16 protein-coding genes are annotated in these 19,740 nt (G+C 60.8%); 10 read left to right on the top strand and 6 right to left on the bottom strand.

Annotation, left to right across the window (positions count from 1 at the left end):
- Window positions 1–50 precede the first annotated feature (50 nt).
- Window positions 51–371, top strand: coding sequence for a hypothetical protein (locus tag EHW12_RS30905; RefSeq protein ID WP_047269100.1), 321 nt, complete (start codon window positions 51–53; stop codon window positions 369–371).
- A 58-nt stretch (window positions 372–429) separates the two neighbouring features.
- On the opposite strand, the gene EHW12_RS30900 is transcribed toward EHW12_RS30905, so the two are convergent.
- Window positions 430–1,041 carry a hypothetical protein gene (locus EHW12_RS30900; RefSeq protein WP_125053034.1) on the bottom strand — a complete coding sequence of 204 codons (612 nt, stop codon included), beginning with the start codon at window positions 1,039–1,041 and terminating at the stop codon, window positions 430–432.
- Window positions 1,042–1,981: 940 nt separating this feature from the next.
- Between EHW12_RS30900 and EHW12_RS30895 the strand changes: the two genes are divergently transcribed.
- From EHW12_RS30895 to EHW12_RS30880, 4 genes are all read left to right on the top strand, one after another.
- On the top strand, window positions 1,982–3,331 hold the full coding sequence (locus EHW12_RS30895) for a hypothetical protein (RefSeq protein ID WP_125053032.1): 1,350 nt from the start codon (window positions 1,982–1,984) through the stop codon (window positions 3,329–3,331).
- 113 nt (window positions 3,332–3,444) lie between these two features.
- Window positions 3,445–5,787, top strand: a complete 2,343-nt coding sequence (locus EHW12_RS30890; RefSeq protein ID WP_047269097.1) for an SMC family ATPase — start codon at window positions 3,445–3,447, stop codon at window positions 5,785–5,787.
- A gap of 180 nt (window positions 5,788–5,967) precedes the next feature.
- Entirely contained in the window at window positions 5,968–7,023 is a 1,056-nt protein-coding gene (locus EHW12_RS30885) for a DUF3068 domain-containing protein (RefSeq protein ID WP_164490649.1), read from the top strand.
- Window positions 7,024–7,156: 133 nt separating this feature from the next.
- Window positions 7,157–7,996: an SAM-dependent methyltransferase gene (locus tag EHW12_RS30880; protein ID WP_052959769.1), complete on the top strand. Its 840-nt coding sequence runs from the start codon at window positions 7,157–7,159 to the stop codon at window positions 7,994–7,996.
- A 12-nt stretch (window positions 7,997–8,008) separates the two neighbouring features.
- On the opposite strand, the gene EHW12_RS30875 is transcribed toward EHW12_RS30880, so the two are convergent.
- From EHW12_RS30875 to EHW12_RS30855, 5 genes are all read right to left on the bottom strand, one after another.
- Window positions 8,009–8,968 carry a hypothetical protein gene (locus EHW12_RS30875; protein ID WP_164490648.1) on the bottom strand — a complete coding sequence of 320 codons (960 nt, stop codon included), beginning with the start codon at window positions 8,966–8,968 and terminating at the stop codon, window positions 8,009–8,011.
- The gene (locus EHW12_RS30870; protein ID WP_047269095.1) at window positions 8,953–9,528 is read right to left on the bottom strand and encodes a hypothetical protein; all 576 of its coding nucleotides are present in this window, start codon (window positions 9,526–9,528) and stop codon (window positions 8,953–8,955) included. Before EHW12_RS30870 ends, EHW12_RS30875 begins: the two co-directional genes overlap by 16 nt.
- 2 nt (window positions 9,529–9,530) lie before the next feature.
- Window positions 9,531–9,941 (bottom strand): hypothetical protein, encoded by a 411-nt coding sequence (locus EHW12_RS30865; RefSeq protein ID WP_125053030.1) that lies wholly within the window; start codon window positions 9,939–9,941, stop codon window positions 9,531–9,533.
- A 5-nt stretch (window positions 9,942–9,946) separates the two neighbouring features.
- A complete protein-coding gene (locus EHW12_RS30860; RefSeq protein ID WP_052959768.1) occupies window positions 9,947–10,651 on the bottom strand; it encodes a hypothetical protein in 705 nt (234 codons plus the stop codon).
- A 744-nt stretch (window positions 10,652–11,395) separates the two neighbouring features.
- Window positions 11,396–12,709: an AAA family ATPase gene (locus tag EHW12_RS30855; protein ID WP_125053028.1), complete on the bottom strand. Its 1,314-nt coding sequence runs from the start codon at window positions 12,707–12,709 to the stop codon at window positions 11,396–11,398.
- A 42-nt stretch (window positions 12,710–12,751) separates the two neighbouring features.
- Between EHW12_RS30855 and EHW12_RS30850 the strand changes: the two genes are divergently transcribed.
- From EHW12_RS30850 to EHW12_RS30830, 5 genes are all read left to right on the top strand, one after another.
- Complete coding sequence (locus EHW12_RS30850) at window positions 12,752–14,389, top strand: hypothetical protein (RefSeq protein WP_125053026.1); 1,638 nt, start codon at window positions 12,752–12,754, stop codon at window positions 14,387–14,389.
- 98 nt (window positions 14,390–14,487) lie between these two features.
- Window positions 14,488–15,507: a hypothetical protein gene (locus EHW12_RS30845; RefSeq protein WP_047269092.1), complete on the top strand. Its 1,020-nt coding sequence runs from the start codon at window positions 14,488–14,490 to the stop codon at window positions 15,505–15,507.
- A 191-nt stretch (window positions 15,508–15,698) separates the two neighbouring features.
- A complete protein-coding gene (locus tag EHW12_RS30840; RefSeq protein WP_047269091.1) occupies window positions 15,699–18,296 on the top strand; it encodes a hypothetical protein in 2,598 nt (865 codons plus the stop codon).
- A 12-nt stretch (window positions 18,297–18,308) separates the two neighbouring features.
- Window positions 18,309–19,406, top strand: coding sequence for a hypothetical protein (locus EHW12_RS30835; RefSeq protein ID WP_047269090.1), 1,098 nt, complete (start codon window positions 18,309–18,311; stop codon window positions 19,404–19,406).
- Window positions 19,407–19,452: 46 nt separating this feature from the next.
- Window positions 19,453–19,734: a WhiB family transcriptional regulator gene (locus EHW12_RS30830; protein ID WP_052959766.1), complete on the top strand. Its 282-nt coding sequence runs from the start codon at window positions 19,453–19,455 to the stop codon at window positions 19,732–19,734.
- Window positions 19,735–19,740: the final 6 nt, after the last annotated feature.

The following is a 19,740-nucleotide window of genomic DNA, read 5'->3' as shown; positions in this document are numbered from 1 at the left end:
TTCTACACTGACCGCACACGTTGTTCCGCCTCACATTAAGGAGATGCGCTGTGGCGCAAATAAGGACGCAGACACTGCTGGTGCTCGACGACAGCGAGAAGGAGGTGTTCAAGGATGCGAGTACGGGCAAACTGCTGCAGAACGCAGTCAAACCGCTCCAGGAGTCGCTGAAAGAGCACGCGAAGTCGCTAGCCGCGATGAGCAAGGGATCACCGAACGAGGATGATCTCAAGGCTGCTGACGCCGCGGTCACCGAATTGAAGGGGCTGCTGACGAGTCTCCCTCAGAGCGAGGCCCGCAAGGAGGCGGACGAGCAGCTCGATAGCGCTCAGGCGATCATCGACGAGGCGCGCGGAATTCTCCCGTCTTGACCTTTGATCGACGAAAAGCGGTCCACGCCAATGGCGTGGACCGCTTTTCGGTTCTAAATCAGGCAGACATGCGGTGACTGCCAGTAGAGTTCATTGCGGCCTGCGCATCCCTGATCCGCTGCTTGCGTGCCGCTGTGTCGCGCTCGCGGGCTGCGAAAAGATCGCGATGGCGAGCGGCCTGCGGGCCAGGGGTGTAGTCCTGCACTTCACCGCCGTACGCGCACAACAGATCTGCAGCCCGATCCCATCCGCAACCGAGGATCGTAGCCAACGTATTCGGAACCATCTGCTGTTTGACCGCGCGACGAACGATCTCGCGCTCCTCACCGTAAGTGATCACAGCTCGGCCGTCAGCCGAAACCTTTGGCTTCCGGTCGAGAAGGGACTGCGTGACGAACCGCTTAGGAAGCTCTTTGAGTGCTGCCTCGGACTTGTAGCGATGCAGTACATCACTGACGAGATGTTCGTCGATGGTAGGTACCGGATCGAGATCCGCTGGAATCCAACTGATGTCGGGAATATTTCGGTACAGCTTGGTTCCAGCGAGGACATCGAGGGTGTGGTGTTCGAGTTCAGCGTTGCTTCCTGGATCATGGATGTGCATGTCGGGCAAGCCTCGCGAGTTCCATGCGGTGGCAGCGACCACGGTGTTCGTCGGTTGCCTACCCAACTTCACCTCCTCAAGGACCTCGCGTCGGCACTGCTGCAGAAGCGGGCATTCGTGGCAGGCCGCGATCGCTGACTTCGCCACTCGGATACGGGCTTTGACAAACCGACGTTCTGCAGCCAATTCCGCGAAGGTGGCGGCGGGGACCCGTTCCTCGGTGCTTGCAGCGAGACTCGGGGATCTGGAAGCATGAAGGAATCCGGATCATCTTGGCACAGGCGAGTTTTCGACACACGAGTCGCTGCCTGTCTCCACGCGTCCTGCGTAGCCCTGTTGGTAGCAGGAGAAGCGATGGGTCGACCAGTGCGACGGCGATGAGCGACCTGCAATGCGTGCCGAGCACGCAGACGCTCAAGCTCGCTGGCGACGTTCCGCTGAGAGGAAGGGGCGGAAGATCCCGCGTTGACGCCGGCCGGCCGGATCTGGCCTGGCGTAGAGGTAGGCAAAACTGTGGATGACATGGTCCCTCCAAATGGTGCCCGAAACGAGTTCAAGCGTGTACAACATCTCCGATAAGGAAAAAATAGCACGTCCGGCGGGTGTGTTGCGGTATCAAGCCCGAGATTTCACCACGAGATGTGGGCTACGAAACAGGCATACCAGCGGCCAGAACTGATCCCCGATAGCCCAATCCCATCAACAGCAGCCGCAGAATGCCAGAAATACGCGCCCCGAACTGGTCGAGCACGACGGGGCAGACGATCGGGCCCTCTGCCCCAACCGATTCATAAATCGAGACGCGAACGTCACCGGTAGATAGAACCAGTCTGGGCGTAACTACCCGGCCCCACCGAGACGCACCAATGGGTGACAACGCTGTCCGGCGACAACGATGACCAGCGAAATCCTGCCCCGAACTGCGCAGACGGACCGTGAGCCACCGCCGGGTTGCTCCCTCGACGAGCGTGCCGCACACATACAACCCCACCGCGAGACTGTGCGCATGACCAACGACGTGATTCTGAAAGCTGGATTCTTCGGGTGCGCACATGCCGGATACGGGATGCGTGGAATGGCCCGAAAACATCCCGCCGGCCCGAACATCCGCGAAGTTGACGGATACGTCACCTACGAACTGGTACAGCGCGACATGATCAGCAAAGGGGTGGACTGCCAGATCAACGGGGGCGACGGATTCCATGTGCACCACCCATCGGTGCGGGCAGTGAACGAGGAACGCCGCGTCGACGCCCTGCGAATCGCTGCAGGTATCCCCGCTGTCGTCAACACCGGCAACCATGACGCCGGCGCCGGGACTTCGGTCTCGGCAGCCGCGTTGCTGCACCAACCCGACCTGGGTCGTTTGGCGGTTTTTCCCGATCCGGGACGAGCAGTAGACGACCTGATCGGCCCGCAGCCCGGCTACTACGAAGTGCACCAACCGATCCCCGATGTGCCGTTCTACTTGCATGTTGTCTCACACAACGGACTGGATCCGCGACTACCAGAACGCGGCATCATCGTCGACCCACAACCGATCGAAGGTGGGGTAAACATCCTTGTGTCGCACGGTATTTTCTCTGCGGATGGGCGATTGTTCGGTGCAGATGACCGCCACGGCGCCGAGCGAGTGATCCCGGAGGAATGGGTCAACCGAGGCTGGGATCAGAGCATCCTGTCGGACTACCACACCCCGGGTCCGATCCCCGGTTTCGGACCGGATGACGGACGCGAACGCGGGCAAGTCTGGATGACGGGTTCGCTCATCGGACGAGGATTCTCTGACGAGATATGCGCGCGAGGTTGGCTGTTGCTCGAACTGACCACCGACGGCAGGGTCACCGTCACCCCTCAGTACGTGTGGCGTCGTCCCCAGATCGATTTCGACACGATAGACGCACGTGGAAAGACGATCGAACAGATCAACACGATCATTCGAGAACGCCTCGCCGAAAGCGACTGGTGGGATGATGAATCCGCCGAGATCAGTGGCGACGGAGGATACATTCTCCGGCAGAAGATTTCGTACACAACCGGCGGGCAGCGACATGGCCTGCGTGCACTGGCAGGGGAGTGGGCGGCAGCCGCCGGCCGCGCCGCCTACTGGGCGTTCGCGTGGGAACACCCGCTACCCGGTGACGGTGGTCCACGCCTGGCAACCGAACCAGAAACCCGAACTGGCAGCGACCACCGGCGCCGAACAGTTGATCTAGCCCAAGCCTTTACCGACCGCACCGACGAAGGCAGGCTCGGCGCGATGCTCAGGGCAATGGCCGAAGACATCCGAACCCCCGTCATCGCCCATGCGCATCGTGCACTGGCCGAGCTGGCCCCTGCCGAAGAATCAGCCTGACAAGAGTCAACCAACCCCGATCACGAGGCGTGCCGCACGCCTGACCGCCCACTTTTAGGTTCGGTCTATCAAATTCGCTCCACCCGCACGCGGACAAGACGAGGACGTAGACCATGCAGATCACCAGCGGACATATCTATAACTACCGATCGATTAAAGACTTGCAGATCGACTTCGATACCAACGGAATTCACGCACTGATTGGCCCTCCTGGCTCCGGAAAGTCGTCCTTCCTCGGAGCCCTCGGATTCGCACTGTACGGAGACCCCGGTCCGGGTATCGACCTGATCGACCTCCGGCATGACAAAGCCGACGACAAGGAATTGGCCGGAGCAGACGTGACCTGGCGCCACGGACAGGACACCTACCGAACCGTGCGAGAGATGCGCAGAGGTAATCGTGGCGGCAAGCCAGTGGAGAAGACCAGTGCCCGCATGTGGCGCAACGGTGTCGAGATCGAAGGCATGAGTCCGACATTGATGACGAGTGAGGTCACCAAGATTCTGGGTATGTCAGGCCGTGCATTTCGCGGCGCGAACATGATCGCGCAAGGCGAGGTCGACGCCCTGGCCACGGCCACGCCCACCGAAGTAACCGCACTCGTCGAAGAACACACCGGTGTATCGCAGGTAACCAAACTCCGTGAACAGGCACGCAAGTCCGCGAACGACAAACAGGCGGTCGCCGACGGCACGGTGGGATCGCCGGAGGCAGTGACCACTGCCGAGGAGCTTGAGATGGAGGCCGGCAAGGTGTTCGGTGAGGCCGAAGCTGCTCATGGTGCAGCGGACGCGAAGGCAAAGCGGGCGCGCAGAGACTGGGAAGAATGCAACGCAAGGGCACACGAGCTGCGAACCGCGGAGCGAAGCGCACAACAGTCTCGTGACGCCGTAGTCGCAGCCAAAGCACTCGCGGACAACGCTCGAGATCGATGGGAACGACTACACGTAACTGTCACGGATCGAAACCTCACTGGCGTAGATCCGGATCAGCTGCAGCACAGGATCACCGGGCTACAGACTTCGTTGCGCAGGATCACGGAAGCAGGCGCGAGTCTTGCTGGCGCAGCAGAGGCAGTTGCTGTAGCCATCACTGACACTGCACGGGCACAGAAGGCAGCTGACAGTTTCGATGTCGTCGCCGCCCAATCACGACTGGAACGGGCAGATACTGAACTAGCTGCAGTTGTCGATTCGATACGCACTGCAAATGGAGACGAGGCCGCCGCCCGCAAGGATGCGGTAACGCTCACGAAGTCGCTGCACACGTTGCGCCAGTCGATTGGCCAAGCCCATTGCCCGACGTGCCGTCAATCGATCAACGATCTCGATGCGCTCATCACCGACTTGGAGGCGAAACTAACCGCCGCGCAGTCGGCCGAAGCGAAAGCGGTGGAACAGGCTGCTGCACTAGCCGGAAAGCGAAGGGAGATCGACGCTCAGGTTGCCTCAGCACGACAAGAACTCACCGGCGCTGAACAAGCCGAACACCATGCCGAACAGGTTCGAGAACGCGGCGAAGCAGCTTTCCAGAACGAAACCGAGAAGCTCGATGTACTGGTAGAACTGCTTGCCAGCCTGGACAACGACATAGCCCCGGAACTGACGGACCGCACGAACGTCCAATCCTGCCTACAGGCCGCACGGGTCGTCCACGGCACCGTAGACAGCCGATCGACAGAGCTACGGGCAGAACACCGGCTGCTCATCGACGAGCACAAAGCAGCCCACGATCTTCAGGCAGCGAACGGCGCAGTCGACAACGCAGAATCCGCAATTGTCGACGCCCCGGATCCACAGATCGTTCACGCGGCCGAAACGGCAGCCAGCGATGCACGGACCCGGCTCGACGAAGCAGAGAGGACCGTGAGCGAGGCATGGGCAGTGCTCTCGAGCGCGCGCACCGGACTTGCGCAGGTGGCGAACGAAGCAGATATCGCCCGCGATCAGTGGGCACGCAAGTGCGAAGCGCTACGGGTCGCCGAAGTCGCACGCGGAGTTGCGGATGCTCTCACCGCTCTGCGGTCAGACTTGCTCGCCGAATGCACCCAACAGATTTCGGAAGCCGCGACAGAACTGCTGCAACGTTTCGGTGGAGAACACGTCGCCTTCCACCTCGGTACAGATTTTGTTCCCTGCGTGGAACTTGCCGATGGCCGACTCCGCAAGACGAAACTGCTCTCCGGAGGCGAAAAAGCGCGGGCCGGGCTTGCCTTCCGATTGGGAATCTCGATGCAGGTCACAGACGGCGGGTTGCCCGATCAGATATTCGGCGACGAGATCACCCAGTATCTCGATGACGAAGGTCGTCGGGCGATCGTAGAAACCATAAGCGATCTGTTCGCAGCGCCAATCCTGATCTCGCACACCGACGAGGTTCTCGACTATGCGACAACGGTGCACCAGCTGAACCGCAATCCATTGGGCGTTACGGAACTTCTCCCGCTCGCCAGCTAGCCACGATGCTGCGGCGGAGTGATCGTCCTCCGCCGCAGCATCGGAATGCGGATTCGATCGCAGGTTCCGCGCGGGAGAAGGTCGCAGATGTTCGCGAATCGTGGCCTCGATAGGCTTGCCCGGCGCGGATCTGCACATGACGATCGAGACGCTCAAGATCCGTTGGGGGAGGCAAGTGAAATGGCAACTGTTAGAACGAAGCGTGCTGCTGCTCTTGGTTTGATCGGATTGGGAGCTGGTTTCACTACCGTGGCCGTGCTGATTCCGACCTATGCTGCACCGAAACTCGTGAAAACGCCGCTGTCGATCGATGCGCCCACCGTGGCCACAGACAACAACGCGACCCTGTTGGATATGGGCGCGATCGACACCGGGAAAGTGGTGATCAACTCCGGCGTGGCTGTGACAGTCCAGCAATACGTCACGGGCGAGGAACCTTCGAATTCCGACATCGTGACGATCCAGTCGACACAGAAAGTAACTCGTGACGACCGCGAAGGCGACGCTGCTGTTGTCAGCGCAAACGTCTATCGCGTCACTGTGGACAGGGCAACAGCACTGCCGGTCCAGGATCCGCCGGCGACCATCCAGAGATACGCAGACAAACCGGGAGAGGAAGTCGTCGCGGAAGGCGTCAACTTCAAGTTCCCCTTCCACCTGCAGAAGCAGTCCTACCCATATTTCGACACGTTGGCCCGCGAAACGTATCCGATCGACTTCGTCGAAACGACCCAGATCGACGGCACCGAGGTCTTCCACTTCTCCCACACGATCGACCCCATGGACACTGGAGGCAAACTCACCCTCCCCGCGTCCGTGTGGGGGCTGTCCGGTGATCCGGACGCACAGGTGCTGATGCACCGCTTCTACACCGCGAAGAGGGACTTGTGGGTTGAGCCCGTCACCGGGGCAATCGTTGCCGGCAATCAGTACGCGCGGCAGTACTACGCCCGCACGGCGGACGATCCGGAGTCGGTGACGATTGTGGAGATGGCCCCGGCGTTGGATGCGCAGACGAAGTCCGAGCAGCTTGCACAAGCCGTCCGATACAAGAGGCTGATCGTGTGGGGAACTCAGTACGCGCCCATGGGGTTAGGTGCAGTCGGCGTGATCGCGTTGCTCGGTGGTGCGGCAATGTTGTGGCGAAACCGTCAGATCGATTCGACGGCAGGATCGGATGTGCAGGTGGCAGCGCCACACGAGGACTACGACCGCATCTCGACGGCTACTCACTGAGATGGCCGGCCGGTGTCGCCTTCGCGCTGCCAGCTGATCTCTCGTACCCTGCCGAATAGTTCGCTCACGGAAGAGGGTGCCGCGCGAACGGCGCTCACGACCAAAACATACGAAAGGCTCAGGCACACTACACATGAGTGCATTCAACGCAACCGGAGATGTCTCCTCAACGTCGGTTCTGATCGCGCACTTCCGGGCTCTTGAATCGACTCGCGACGATGCCCTGTTCGAAGATCCGCTGGCATCCGCGCTCGTGGAGGCATCAGGGCTGCCAGTCGGACAAGCCAAGCTCGAGCACGTCATCACCAGTCGCGTATACGAATCGGTTGCGGCGCGTACCCGCTACCTGGACGACCGAATCGAAGCTGCAGTGTCACGAGGTGCCCGCCAGGTCGTGCTGCCCGCGGCCGGCCTCGACACAAGGGCATACCGCCTGGGCCTACCCGACGACGTCGCGTTCTTCGAGGTTGACTTGGAGAACGTCTTCGCATTCAAAGAACCGGTTCTCGAACAGTCCAATGCGAAGGCGACAGGCCCGCGCTCAGTGGTCCCCGCAGATCTGACCGGCGATTGGGTAAAACAACTGACCGCAGCGGGATTCGACGCCGACGTTCCGACAGTGTGGGTTTTGGAGGGCATTCTGATGTACCTCACCGACGAGCAGAACGATCAGATTCTCGATGAACTGTCCGCGGTAAGCGCGCCTGGATCCGAGTTGCTGTTCGTCTCGTTTGCGCCCGGAATGATCGCCGAAGAGCAGACCAAGGAACTTGCCGGGATGGCGACAGCGGCGGGCATCGGATTCAAATCGCATGTCGCAGACCCGGTTGCGTGGGTAGGAGCACGCGGGTGGGTGATCGCGGACCAAACCACGATCAAGGAATTCGGAGCGACAATCGGCCGTGACGTTCCTTACGACGAGGCACAGTTCGGGCCGGTTACCTGGCTTGTCCATGCAATTCGCGCCGAGTAACTGACAACTCGACTACGCCGAGACTGGGCCCTTCGCAGCGTCGGACAACACAACCATCATGCGGTGCGTAGCAACAGGTGTTCGGCTGCCTTTCCACGCGGCGCGGCGGGTGCTGTACACGGCCGCGTCGCGTGGGATGAGCATGTTTGTTCCTGTGGCAACGATCTTTTCGTACTCCGCGCTGTAGGCGCGGATCGCTTGATAGCGCCGCAACCGGTCCGGAAGTATCGCGGTCGCAAACACGAGAAGTGCGTAGCCCGCGATGATCATCGGGCCAAGGACAAGTACCAATGTGATCGTCTGGGCATGATCGGTGTACCAGTTCTCGACGCCAGCGGCTTGGAGAACTAGATACAGCAATTTGTTGATCCCGTAGAGAAACCCGAGAGAACATGCTGCGGCGAGAACGGCCACTATTCGACCGAGCGGCCCGCTGCGCACTCTGCGTTCCCTGAGCAACCCGAAGAGGTAGTACAGCGCGAACACCAACGCGTAAAGCAATGTCCCCAGATACGCGCCCCAGTAGAGCAAAAGTGGTCCAGTGGGCGGGAAATCACGCGAGACGAAGTTCGTCGGCGTGTCAGTCGCTGGCGACAGCAGGAACCCGACGCCGGCAACGGTGACCATAGTTGCTGTGAACAGTCGGTGGCGTGTCTTGTTGAATGACGGGCTTTGAACGACAGTTGCCACGGCTTCGCCGATGCAGCAGAAGGCGAAAGTTCCGAGCAGAACCGCAGTGGCGTCCGGAATGTTCCAGATACCTGTCAGGTCGTGAAGCCAAACATCGACGTAGTCGTCGGAGAGTACGGGGATGCGCGCGGCTTGACCTAAACCGAGGGCGGCCAACACTTTTGTGAGGGGCCGACTGTCCGGGTTCCGTTTCCACATCGGGATTCTGAACGCGACAAACGTCAAGAGCGCGATCGGGACGAGTGTGCCTGCGAAGTTGTAAAGAGTCACTGCACTTGCCAACCCATCATCCCTGCGAGACGTAGGAGGAGGTTCTTCTGCGTCTCCGGCAGATCGTCTGGGTAGAGGGGGGCACGCATCTCGTCGGCCTTAGCCATGATCAGTGTCGCCAGCTCCTCAGCCTCTACTTCGACCGGGTGGAGTGTGTGGGTCGAACGGGTGAAGCAGACCTGTGACAACGCAAGTCGGTGGATCATGTAGTCCGGCAGCTGCGGTGAGACCCGGCGAATATTCGTGCGTAGGTACTCAAGGAAGTCCTGTTTGTTGCTCTTCTGATGAGCCATGACGATGTGTGCGAGTTCATGGCAGATGATGTGCTCGCGGTATTTGCCTTCGGCGTCATGTCGGACGTAGATCACGTCCCGTCGTTTGGCGGGTATCCAGAGCCCGGTGATCTCACTGTGAAGATCGATCGGAAGATCCTCGACGATGATCAGGCGGTTGATGCGAAGCCCGAGCTCGGCGATGAACGATTCGATTGACCACGGCCGCGAGAAGGGGAGGGTTGCGAGCGCCCTGCGGGCAAGCTCCTCGGGGGTGGGAGCGTCTTCGAGAGCATCCATGTCTACGAGACTTGGCCGTTAGGATCGCCGTACTTTTCGTGAGTTTCGTTGATCAGATTGGTCAACGCGTTGACCGCCGCAGACGGCATGTTCGCGTTGCGCGCGCGTAGCGCAATGGTGGAGAGCTGGCTGGTGGTCAAACTGAAGTAGAAGTCCAGCTGTGCGTCGTAGTCGGCCTGTTCCTCGGGAGTGCCGGTCAGATAGGAGGCCGGCGCCTCGAAGTGGGCAGCGACGGCGGCCAGGACTTCGTTGTCTGGTGTGTCTGCACCGTCGAGCAACGCCTGTATGTCTGCCCTGCTGAGGGTTCGGCTCAGCGCGGCGCCAACTGCGGCTGCGACCGATTCTGCTGTGTCGGTACGTCCAGCCGAATTGGCTGCGTCGAACAGCTTCTGCACTCGCGCGGATAGACTCATGGCGCTCATTCTCCACCGCTCTCTGATGTGAACGGCTGGCTGATGTTCGATGGTTGTAGTGGTTGGTGATCGAACCACCGTTGCCGGAACCGATGTTCGGTGGCTGCATCTATGTTGACGCGGCGATGGGCCAACCAGCGTAGGTACAGGCGGTCTTCGAGATCTGTCGGATCTGCACCTTGTCGTTCCGCGGGTTGGTTGAGATGAGTGCCGAAGATGAGATCCAGATTCGGCGGCGGTGGATGATCGGGGCCCGCGTTCCGCTCGAACAAGTCGATGACTTTGATCAGGGTGAGTCTGGAAACGACGGCGGAGAGCTCCGCGAAGGAACTCTTGACGTCGTCCGAAGGGGAGTCGAGATCGAGTAGCGCCATGTTGAGTGTGTCCGTGGCACGTATCAGGGACGTGAGATCGACGATCGGCACCGCGACCTCGTTGGGGCCAAAACGTAAGGCTTCCCCTTGGGAGGAGAGCGGTGTTGGCTCACCGCCGCTGAGTGCTCGCGATGCGCTGCCTGGCACCCATTGCAGTGCGGTGTCGAGCTTTTCAAGCGTTGAGCTGTGCATTCGGGCGTCCGAGTCGCCTGATTCGATCGCTGCGAGTTTGGTGTCGGAGGGGCCACCGTTCTGCTGCACTTGCTTGCGATTGAGCCCGAGAGCTGACCGTCGCTTGGCGACGATGTCTCCGAATCGCTTCTCAGGGCTGGTCACCGCCGAAACTTTACCTTGCGGGCCAACTTATCCCAACCGGAATCGCCCATCTTTGGCTGCGGGCGTCGTCAGGGTGGTGGGGTGAATTCTAAAATTGTTGGGTGACGGCATAATTCGACGTAGATTTAATGCAAGGTTTAAGCACATAAGTTGTAGATTTGTTGGCTTGCAAACCCAATTTTGTTCGGCTAGGTTTTCGAGACATCGGAGATGCGCACCGCGGCGGCAAACGCCAACTGCATCTAGCCACGTACTCGGCACGCCGAATACGAGTGTTATTGCAGGTAGAAGTGAAGCGGTCGGGCCCAGCCAGGAAACTGGCGGGCCCGACCGCTTTTCTGCGTCTAATTCTGAAGGGAGTGCCCACTCATCAATTGGGCTAGATGTCTCATCAAAAAGTACTAGGACCTTAGTCCTCACTTCAAAAGGAAGTAGCGCTCCTTTAGACGGCTCATCACGGCTTGGGCCCCGCCGAGCCAAACGAACACCGACACCAGATTCAAGCGGTCGTACGAACCAGAGATCGTGCGACACCGCCGCCGACTGCCCTACGATGGTGTTGCAGCACGATGGCACCTTTCGGTGCTGGTGCGCACGACAGATCGACGCAAACCCTCCGCGTCGTCGGTCGTGGCTCGTTGTAGTCGCACGTGGTCGGTGTGAGGCCCGGCCACGGATCGCGGACTCTTCGATGCACCTCGGGGCGCTGCGGGGAGCATTCCCTGCAGCGCCCTGCCGGCTTTCTTAGAGTGACCGTGCCTGCAACGGTTCAGGGACATCAATACCCAGTCCGAGTTCTGTCGTGAGCAGAGACTGCAACTTCATCCGCTGTTCCCCATCCGGGCATTCGCCCAACATTGCGCACGCAGCGAAATGCTCATCGAACACCATCGTGAGATCACGCGCTTTGATCAGAGATCGCATCGACGGAACCCAACGGCGAATGCCATTGGCGGCTTCGCCGTCAGCCAGAGTGTGCAGATGCTGAGCCACCTCGATGAACCCTGCGGGAATACCGAGTTTCGAGGCGGCCTTGAGGTCCACAGGTACGTGCAGTTCAAACGCCGACCTGTCCCGGATTGGGCTGGTCACCCCGAACCCGATACCGGGATTGAGGTTGATGATCACGCAGAATCCTTCTGCCGCCGTAATAACCTGCTCGTCGGGGCGGTCGAGCACCGTCAAGGTCCGTCGGTGATCGAGAACAGGGAGCAGCGTGGCCTGCACGCCCGACGGCATCCACCCGAAATCATCGAGCAATAGTGGTCGGCCAGTGAGCATCGCTGTCACCAGAGCGCCGTCGACGTACCGGAACACGCCTGCCTCGCCAGGCACTGGGAGGTACTGCCCGACCAAGTCTTGGAAAGTCATTCCGTCGTAGCAGGCGATGGTAAGGAGATGGTCGCCGTGCGCAGCGGTCGCTGACGTTGACTTCCCGGTCCCCGGCGGACCGGATTGGATGACGTGCATCCCGTATGTGCGGGCTTGCCGCAAGATCTCAATGTCAGTGTGGACGCCGTCAACGCTGCGAGGGATGTAGCCGTCGACAAAGGTGGGGGTGGTGGGGCCTTCCGAGTTCTGTTCAACTTCCCTTCTGGCCCACTGGGCCTTTTCCACGAATTCCTCGACGCTGCCGTATTGGCCGCCCATTCCCGCGTATCGGTCAGCCAGACGCAGCGCGATCGCATGCCAGGCTTGGGTGTTGTCATCGGGGATCGCGTCGCTGTCTCCTGGCATCGAAGTGATCATCGGCTGGTACGGAACACCGCCGGGCACATTCCGTTCAGCATCAGCCGCAGCCTTCTCCGCGGCTTCCTGCACCCGGAACCCGAGAGCGGTCAATGCCTCAACAGTCGGTTCAGTCCTCTCGATCACCAGATCGTCGACGTGACCGGACACATACACTCCGGCATCCGTAGCGAAGGCGACATGCGCCTCTTTGACCTCATGCGCAAATCGGTCCGTGGTGTACGAGATCCCGTAGACAATCACACGAAGCCCTTTCTCAGTCCACCGAGTAGATCCGGCAGTTGCCTGTACCGGAACCGGTACAGACACAATGTTGACGATGCCCGCGGTCGAGACATTGGAGTGATCATATTGAGCACAGTTCCGGACATCTGGATTCGTACGGTGCAGTCCATCCGAGCAGCTTCACGCGAACTCGTGGACACCACCGTCGATGTCCACCTGTTCGGCATCGACGGCACCGCATTGCTCGAAACGCCAGTGCTGTCAGCCTTCTCCCCGAACCGTTTACTCATCGACGTCGCGCGGATGGGCGCTGTTATCAGCCCTGATACCCGCATGGATTCGATGGTGCATCGCATGGCGCATCCAGAGGCGTCGGGCTTGATCGCCTCCCGACTCAGTGTCTTCGCAGTGGACGGATGGTGGCAGAACCCCGAGCACGGAGGAACCGAGGCATGGGCGGCCGCGCGAGACCTGGCACAGATCGTTTGTGAGTCGAAGCTGGCAGTAGCGAGGGACGGAGAGCGCACCATCCTGCACGCTGCACTCGGAATGCTCGCTCCCATGCCACCTTTGCTGACTCAGAGGGAGTTGGCGCGTGTCCTACTCGCCGGTGTTCTCCCGCGAGTGGATTTACTTGTTGTGCCGGGCTTGATGATACGGCGAGCGAAACAGTGGATCGTGCACCATTGCGGGCACGACGGGTTAGCCAATTGTGTGAAAATCTGGCGTACGGCAACGCGTCTCGACGCTCACGACCACGCTCGATGGGAATCAGTCGGCGCAGATTTCAGCGCAGCAGTCGACGCTGCAGTTGAAGGTATTCCAAACACGGCCCTCACAGCCGAAGTGGTGCAACAGATCATCGAGCCGATCGAGACCGCCATCAAGGCCGCTGTCGCCGAAGCGCTCGATATCGCAGCGCGTTTCAACGGAACCGGACTCGAAATCGTTGGAAACCGGTCGAAGCTGGTGGACGAACCTCTCGACGCCGCCGGGATCGGATTGCCGCGTAGTCGAATGCTCAGCTACTCCGACCCCACAGACTCCGAACGCACAGCACGGGACCTGTTCGCCGACAAGCTGTCTGAAGCAAGCTACCGATCGCCGGGTGTGCGCTCGGTGCCCGTGGCGTATCCAGCTGGTCGTCTCAACCCCCGGGAACTGGTCCGCTACAGCGCGCAAACCCAACTGGGATTGCAAGCGACCGCGAAGCCATGGACTCAGCAGAGGATCGCACCTCGAGCGCGGGTGCAGTTGACCTTCGCGATGGTCTTCGACGCGTCACTGACAATGGCGCGGTGGGCGAACTACGCCGGACCTTTGGGCTGGGCGACAGCGTCCGCAGTGCATCAACTCGGCGGTACCTGCACGGTGCGAGGGTTCGGCGGTGGCACTTTCGACGTCATCAAGGCCGGAACGGCCCCCGCCCAGGTGCCCCGTGTCGTCGACAGCGGATCCGGATCCGACGGCTGCGACATCGCGCTGACCGAGGTGATCGCAGACAGTGACATTCTCAACAGGACCGGGGCACGGATCGTCGTCGTACTGACGGACGGGAAGCTGCCGGCCGACGACGCCGCAGCCATTGACAACGCGATCGACCTGCTTCGAGACTCCGGAACGATCGTGTTGTGGGTGCTGCCCTCAGCGAAGGTGACGGCCCCTGTGATCCCCGAGCGCACAACGGTCCTCACCTCGGTGACACCGGAATCATTCATCGCCGTCGTTTCCCAGGCAGTGATCGACGAGCTCGAACGAGCCTGAGAATGGGGCTGTTTGTGAGCCATCAATGACCGGAACACCCACCTCTACCGTGATCTGTACTCACGGTTGCCGGCATCGCCGGCAGGAAGGTGTCACCCATGACTCACACACCACCCCGCATCACCCCGATCAGTCGCCAGGACGCTGCGGCCGCGGATCCGACCAAGACATGCGGACCGCTCGTCATCGACGACGGACACGTTCACGCGGTCGGCGAAGCGCATGGGCGATTAGTCCCGATGGTCGGTCAGATTCGACCGTTCTTGTACGACGCAGCTTTCGAAGGTGTCCGCGTCTATGCAGATCGAGTCGATGACGTCCTGGCGGTGATGCTCGGTGACCGATATGCCGAACTGACTGCAGCCCTAGACGAACTCGATCTGCACCCAGTCCCTGCACCTGACGAGTCCGACCTCGAACCCGTCGACGAGATCGCAGCAGTCGCTGGGTTGCCGCCAGGCGACGACCTTGGTGAATCTGTGTCGGAAGCTGAGCTGGCTGTGTTCGCCGCTCACATGGCATACAAGGACAAGCAAGCTCGCATCAAGTACGAGATGGCGCTGATTCGACGGCGTCATGCGGATGGTCAACGCGTCCGTCTGCAAAGCGCTATCAACGACGAGGCCCATGCCGATGGCAGCTGGCTTGTCATGACTGATGAGCAGCGCGCACTTCTCCTGTCCGCCGGCGACCCGAATGGGCAGTCACCGGCAGGCGTCATCGAAGAAGTGCCGATCTCTATCGACGGAGTCGACGGCACCCTCATACAGACGACCGTGGAACGAGGGGTCTGGACAGCTGACACACGCCTTGTCGTCAACACTGGTGATTACTCACCCTGGGAGCCGATCCCTTTCCCGGAGTCAGCAATCATCCGACTGGACGAGCACGACGAAGAGGTCGAGGTTCAGACCCGGAGCAACCTGGTGATCCTTCGTATCGACACGCCGGACGACTACCTCGAATCGCTCAGTGACGCAGGACTCGTACACCTGAAAGTCACCCCGACCGAACAACCGGACGACTTCTTTCGAGGCGCCGAATCGATCCTTGTCGACGCGGCAAACGAGGCGCGTTTGGCCGAAGGATCCCCAGCACAATCGCACCATGATTCATGAGGTACTTACTGGCACACGAAGTGTCTGCGATATCTGTACTACACATACAACACAGCACCCGTCGCGCCTCAAAAACAACGGTCTGGCCTGCAGTTATAGCCGGACAGGGTGCTGGCGCACTCGCGCCAAAGGCGGCATGATGTCACCTATCGGAGATCTCCACATCCACCACCTCACAGGGAGGTAACGGCATGGTTTGCCGCGAAAACAAGGGCCGCTCGTTCACCATCGGGTTCACGAAAGCACTGCAACGGCAGATGGGCGGAAGCGCCTTCCACGACGCTGAGGTTCAGTCGACCCAGCACGAGTTCACGCACCAACTCGAAGACATGAATCGGCAGTTCACCCAAGACCCCGAACAGTGGCGCCAAACCCAGATAAAGGTCTGGGAGGCCGTCCGTCAAGACGTCGCCGACTCCACTGCGTTCTCCGACGAGTCGAAGTACCGTGTCTCCCCTGGACGCGGTGGACAGCCGGGATACATCACACGGATCGACCAAGAACTCGACCGGCTGAAAACCGGGAAAGACGAACACGGTAAGCCGTTGGGGCCGGAACAACAGAACACCCCGGCGCAGCTGGCATCAGTCATGCGCATGGGCGGAATCCTCGAACGCATCGGACCCGCGAAAGACAATTTCCTCGAAATGAACGCCCGCCACCGAGGAATCAGCATGGGAGAAGCTCAACGCGAGTGGAACACTCTGATGAACCGCAAGGGTGACTTCTCGAACATCAGCCTCACCGACGACTACCGCAACAGCATGAAGGGCGCCGGCATCACAGCCCGAGACCAGTCCGACCTGGGCATTTCCGGTCGTGCTCGCGACACCATGCGACAGATGGAACAACGCCGACTTGCCGCTGTCCACTCACATGAGACCAGACCCGCGATCCGCCCCGAGCACAAACTGCGCTCCTTCATTGATCCCAAATCCGAAGGCGCACAGATACGTTGCGAACAGTGTGGCCAATTCGGGCACCTCGGCGCGGCCTGCCCCAACGGCGACATCGTCAGCAAGAAGAAGTCGCTCCAGCAGCAGACCGAAATCATCAACCGCACAGCGGAAGCCGGACGAATCCGCAAGATGCTCTCGCGTTCCGACAAGGAACTGCAGGCCGGCATGGATACCCACTTTCCCGGCCAGTACGAGGACGTCGCCGCTTTCAGGGCCGCCAATGAACAGCGCCTCAGCGGAGTACTCGCCGGAAACCCCGAGATGGACGATGCGGAGCTGCGCGACGCACAACGCCAGATCAGCCGTCAGGAGAAGCGACTCGACAAGGAACTCGAAGCACGCGGGGGATCCGCGTCGTGGATCAAAGACGTCTCCTACAACCCCGAGAACGGGCTTCTGGTCGTACGCCCACATGACTACACCACCAAGTCCGGTGAACGGCGGACAGCGAGACCCTTCATGCGGCGAGTATCTCCAGAGAACGTGCAGGCAATGCTCGACAGCGATGAAGCATTCGGGCAGGCCATCAACGATCTCGGCATGATCAGGGGAGCGAAACTCGACAACTACGGTTTCGAGAACGAAGACGATTACGCCGAATCTCTCGTACAGCGAAAGTGCCCTTCCTGCGGTCAATTCGCATCCCTCAACAGCGGGCACCGCTGCCCTGTCCCGGGTAGCCCAAGCGAGGAATACAAGGCCCGCGAACTCGCAGCGAGCAGCGCTTATCGGACCCTTCTGGCGAAGACGAAAGGCAACGACGGCGGACAGGTCGCGAAGCCGATGCACCGTCGACAGTCTTTCACCACCGAAAGTCGCACCATCCGGGTTCGCGGAGAAAACAACGAGCCCGTTGAAGGCACCATCGTCACCGCGCGCGCAGCCGACGTCCTCAGCACGTCCAACGGCGGACACATCGCCAACCCACCCGTCCGCGCCAGCTATCCAGACGCCACAGTGTCCGGCACCGTCGCAGTGTGGGAAGACCTCGACGGCCGCCGAGTGTTCTCCCCACACTCCGCTGCGGGCGGACGCGGCCTGAAATGCAGCTGCGAGGACTACTCCAAACGATCCTGGTGCCGCCACATCGCGGCAACCAGCAACGTCCTCGCACGCCGATACGAAGCCGGGAACGCCGGAAAATCGCAGCCAGGTGGCCCCACCGTTGCGGACAACGTAGCCGCCGACGCACCGATCGGGGCCCAGGAACGACTGTCCTACGGGAAGATTCAGAAGATGAGGGCCAGCGCGAACGCGGAGTTCGCCGAAGCCTACAAAGCCCGACCCAGCAGCGGCGCCAGCATGGCAGCGCCCGCCGCATTGCCTCCCCGCGACACCAACGGAAACCCGATCCCCGAACCAGCACAATGGGATCGGTCACTGGAGCAGTCCAAGCGCACCGGTAAGCCTGTAGACCTCGACGACACTAAACAGGTCACCTACCGAGTCCGTAAGCTCCTCGCCGGCCGACCACCGCGTGTTTCATTCTCGGTGCGCCCGGACAAGGACGGCGGCATCACCGTCGATATTCCGCCCAAGCACCGCGGAACGAGCCAGGAAAGCTACTACCGCCAAGAGCTGGCAACACTCCTCGGCACACCTGCGCTCAAGGGCCGACGTGGCTTCTACATCGCGCCCACTCCGTCCGCCCGCCATTCAGCTCTCGAACGGGCAGCAGGCGACCCCGAACGGATCCGGCCCTCCGAATGGGTCACCCGCATCGATCCGGAACGCGCAGAAGCGAACCGGGAACGCCAGACAGCCACTCGTGGACAGAACAACCAGGGCGCTGACCCGGCAATCGCCGGCCAAAGCGCCGCAGCACGGTAGCGGGGAACGATCATGTCCATGACAGACGAGATCGACGCAGCCGTCGCCGCAGCAGCTGGTGGGCTCGACATCGCGGAAGGTGACGTACGGGCCGCCGGTGAGGGCCCATGCAGCCCTGACGAAGCGCGCGAGCTGATCAGCAAGGCGATCCACGCAGCCGACACGTTTCAGTCGACGATGCGACAACTGTTCGTACGGCGTGCCCACGAGGCATTGGGGTACCCGACGCCACGAGAGATGCTGCTCAGCGAGTTCCGCGGATCGTTAATCAATCCGCGGACCGGTGCGCCGTACGGGGACTCGCACGTTCACCGGATGGCGCGTGTCGCCTGGTTGACATGGGCAGTCGCCGAGCGCACCGGTGTCGACATGACTGAACTCGAAATCCCGGAGCGGCCACTGCGAGAAATCTCGCCAGGCGTCGATCGAGCAGGGGACCGCGATCTGGTCGATCAGATAGCCGACCGAGTCGACCAAATCGCGCGAGGAAAGCACGCGACGGCCGACGACGTCAGCGGTGTAATCGACGACGTCATCAACGAGAACGCAGGACGTAAACCGAGAGCACAACCGGACCCCGACGATGTGCCGCCCGAAGCACCATCAGGCGACTTCGATTCCATCCAAGGCGAAGGCGAATTCGGGGGGAGAGCAGTCTCACCACGCAAACCTGCAACCTCCAACGATGAAGACACTGACGGTTCTTACTCTCCGGACAGCGGCCCTCAACCAGCTCACGGCGGCGGGCAAAATGGAGCAGCGACAGCAGCATTCGAGGGCGGAGGCAATGAAAATCTGCCGCCGGTACCGCCAGGGGCCCACGACGGCACTCACCTGGACATGAAGTCGGCGATGACTGCGCTCCGGGAGCACGGAGACTTCGTCCGCCACCTGCAGGACATCAACTCGATCGGCGAACGCCTACCCGACGTTGCTGCCGTCCGAAGCAAACTGCCGGACTTCCTCGACGCCGTGGACGACACCGAACTCCATGCGTTCCGCAGCCAAGTCGCGGCTGCGAAAGATTTCCTCGAAGAGGCCATAGCAGCGAAGTCGGCGCTCGACGCGGTGCTCGAGGAATCAGATTTCCGCATCGACGATATGTACTAACCGCTACCTCCGACTGGCCTCACCGGACGAGAAAGGAGCCAAAACCATGAAACTCAAGCAAATTCCAACGACGTACGGCGATCTGGTCTCCGGCGAAGACAGTCAGCCCGCACCGCTGTGCCGAGATGCAGCCAACCCCGATCTCTGGTTTCCGCGAAACAACGAAGCAATCGCCATCGCGAAGCAGGTGTGCGCACAGTGCCCCCTCACAAGTCGATGTCTGCAATTCGCCCAGCAATCCCGCGAAACAGGGGTCTGGGGCGGACAACTCCTCGAACACGGCAAGGTCCGGATAAGGCCACTCCGCGACCTCGCCGCAGAACTGTAGGAACGG

It is taken from the genome of Rhodococcus sp. NJ-530 (genome assembly GCF_003860625.1).
Taxonomy (GTDB): domain Bacteria; phylum Actinomycetota; class Actinomycetes; order Mycobacteriales; family Mycobacteriaceae; genus Rhodococcus_F; species Rhodococcus_F qingshengii.
Note: the sequence above shows the minus strand (reverse complement) of the source record. Positions and strands in the feature narration are given on the sequence as shown.

What these genes read in the sequence shown, in the direction of transcription:
- EHW12_RS30890 (WP_047269097.1), top strand. Translation starts at nt 3,445, where the DNA reads ATGCAGATCACCAGCGGACATATCTATAACTACCGATCGATTAAAGAC.
- EHW12_RS30830 (WP_052959766.1), top strand. Translation starts at nt 19,453, where the DNA reads ATGAAACTCAAGCAAATTCCAACGACGTACGGCGATCTGGTCTCCGGC.
- EHW12_RS30880 (WP_052959769.1), top strand. Translation starts at nt 7,157, where the DNA reads ATGAGTGCATTCAACGCAACCGGAGATGTCTCCTCAACGTCGGTTCTG.
- EHW12_RS30840 (WP_047269091.1), top strand. Translation starts at nt 15,699, where the DNA reads ATGGTTTGCCGCGAAAACAAGGGCCGCTCGTTCACCATCGGGTTCACG.
- EHW12_RS30895 (WP_125053032.1), top strand. Translation starts at nt 1,982, where the DNA reads ATGACCAACGACGTGATTCTGAAAGCTGGATTCTTCGGGTGCGCACAT.
- EHW12_RS30865 (WP_125053030.1), bottom strand. Translation starts at nt 9,941, where the DNA reads ATGAGTCTATCCGCGCGAGTGCAGAAGCTGTTCGACGCAGCCAATTCG.
- EHW12_RS30845 (WP_047269092.1), top strand. Translation starts at nt 14,488, where the DNA reads ATGACTCACACACCACCCCGCATCACCCCGATCAGTCGCCAGGACGCT.
- EHW12_RS30870 (WP_047269095.1), bottom strand. Translation starts at nt 9,528, where the DNA reads ATGGATGCTCTCGAAGACGCTCCCACCCCCGAGGAGCTTGCCCGCAGG.
- EHW12_RS30835 (WP_047269090.1), top strand. Translation starts at nt 18,309, where the DNA reads ATGTCCATGACAGACGAGATCGACGCAGCCGTCGCCGCAGCAGCTGGT.
- EHW12_RS30885 (WP_164490649.1), top strand. Translation starts at nt 5,968, where the DNA reads ATGGCAACTGTTAGAACGAAGCGTGCTGCTGCTCTTGGTTTGATCGGA.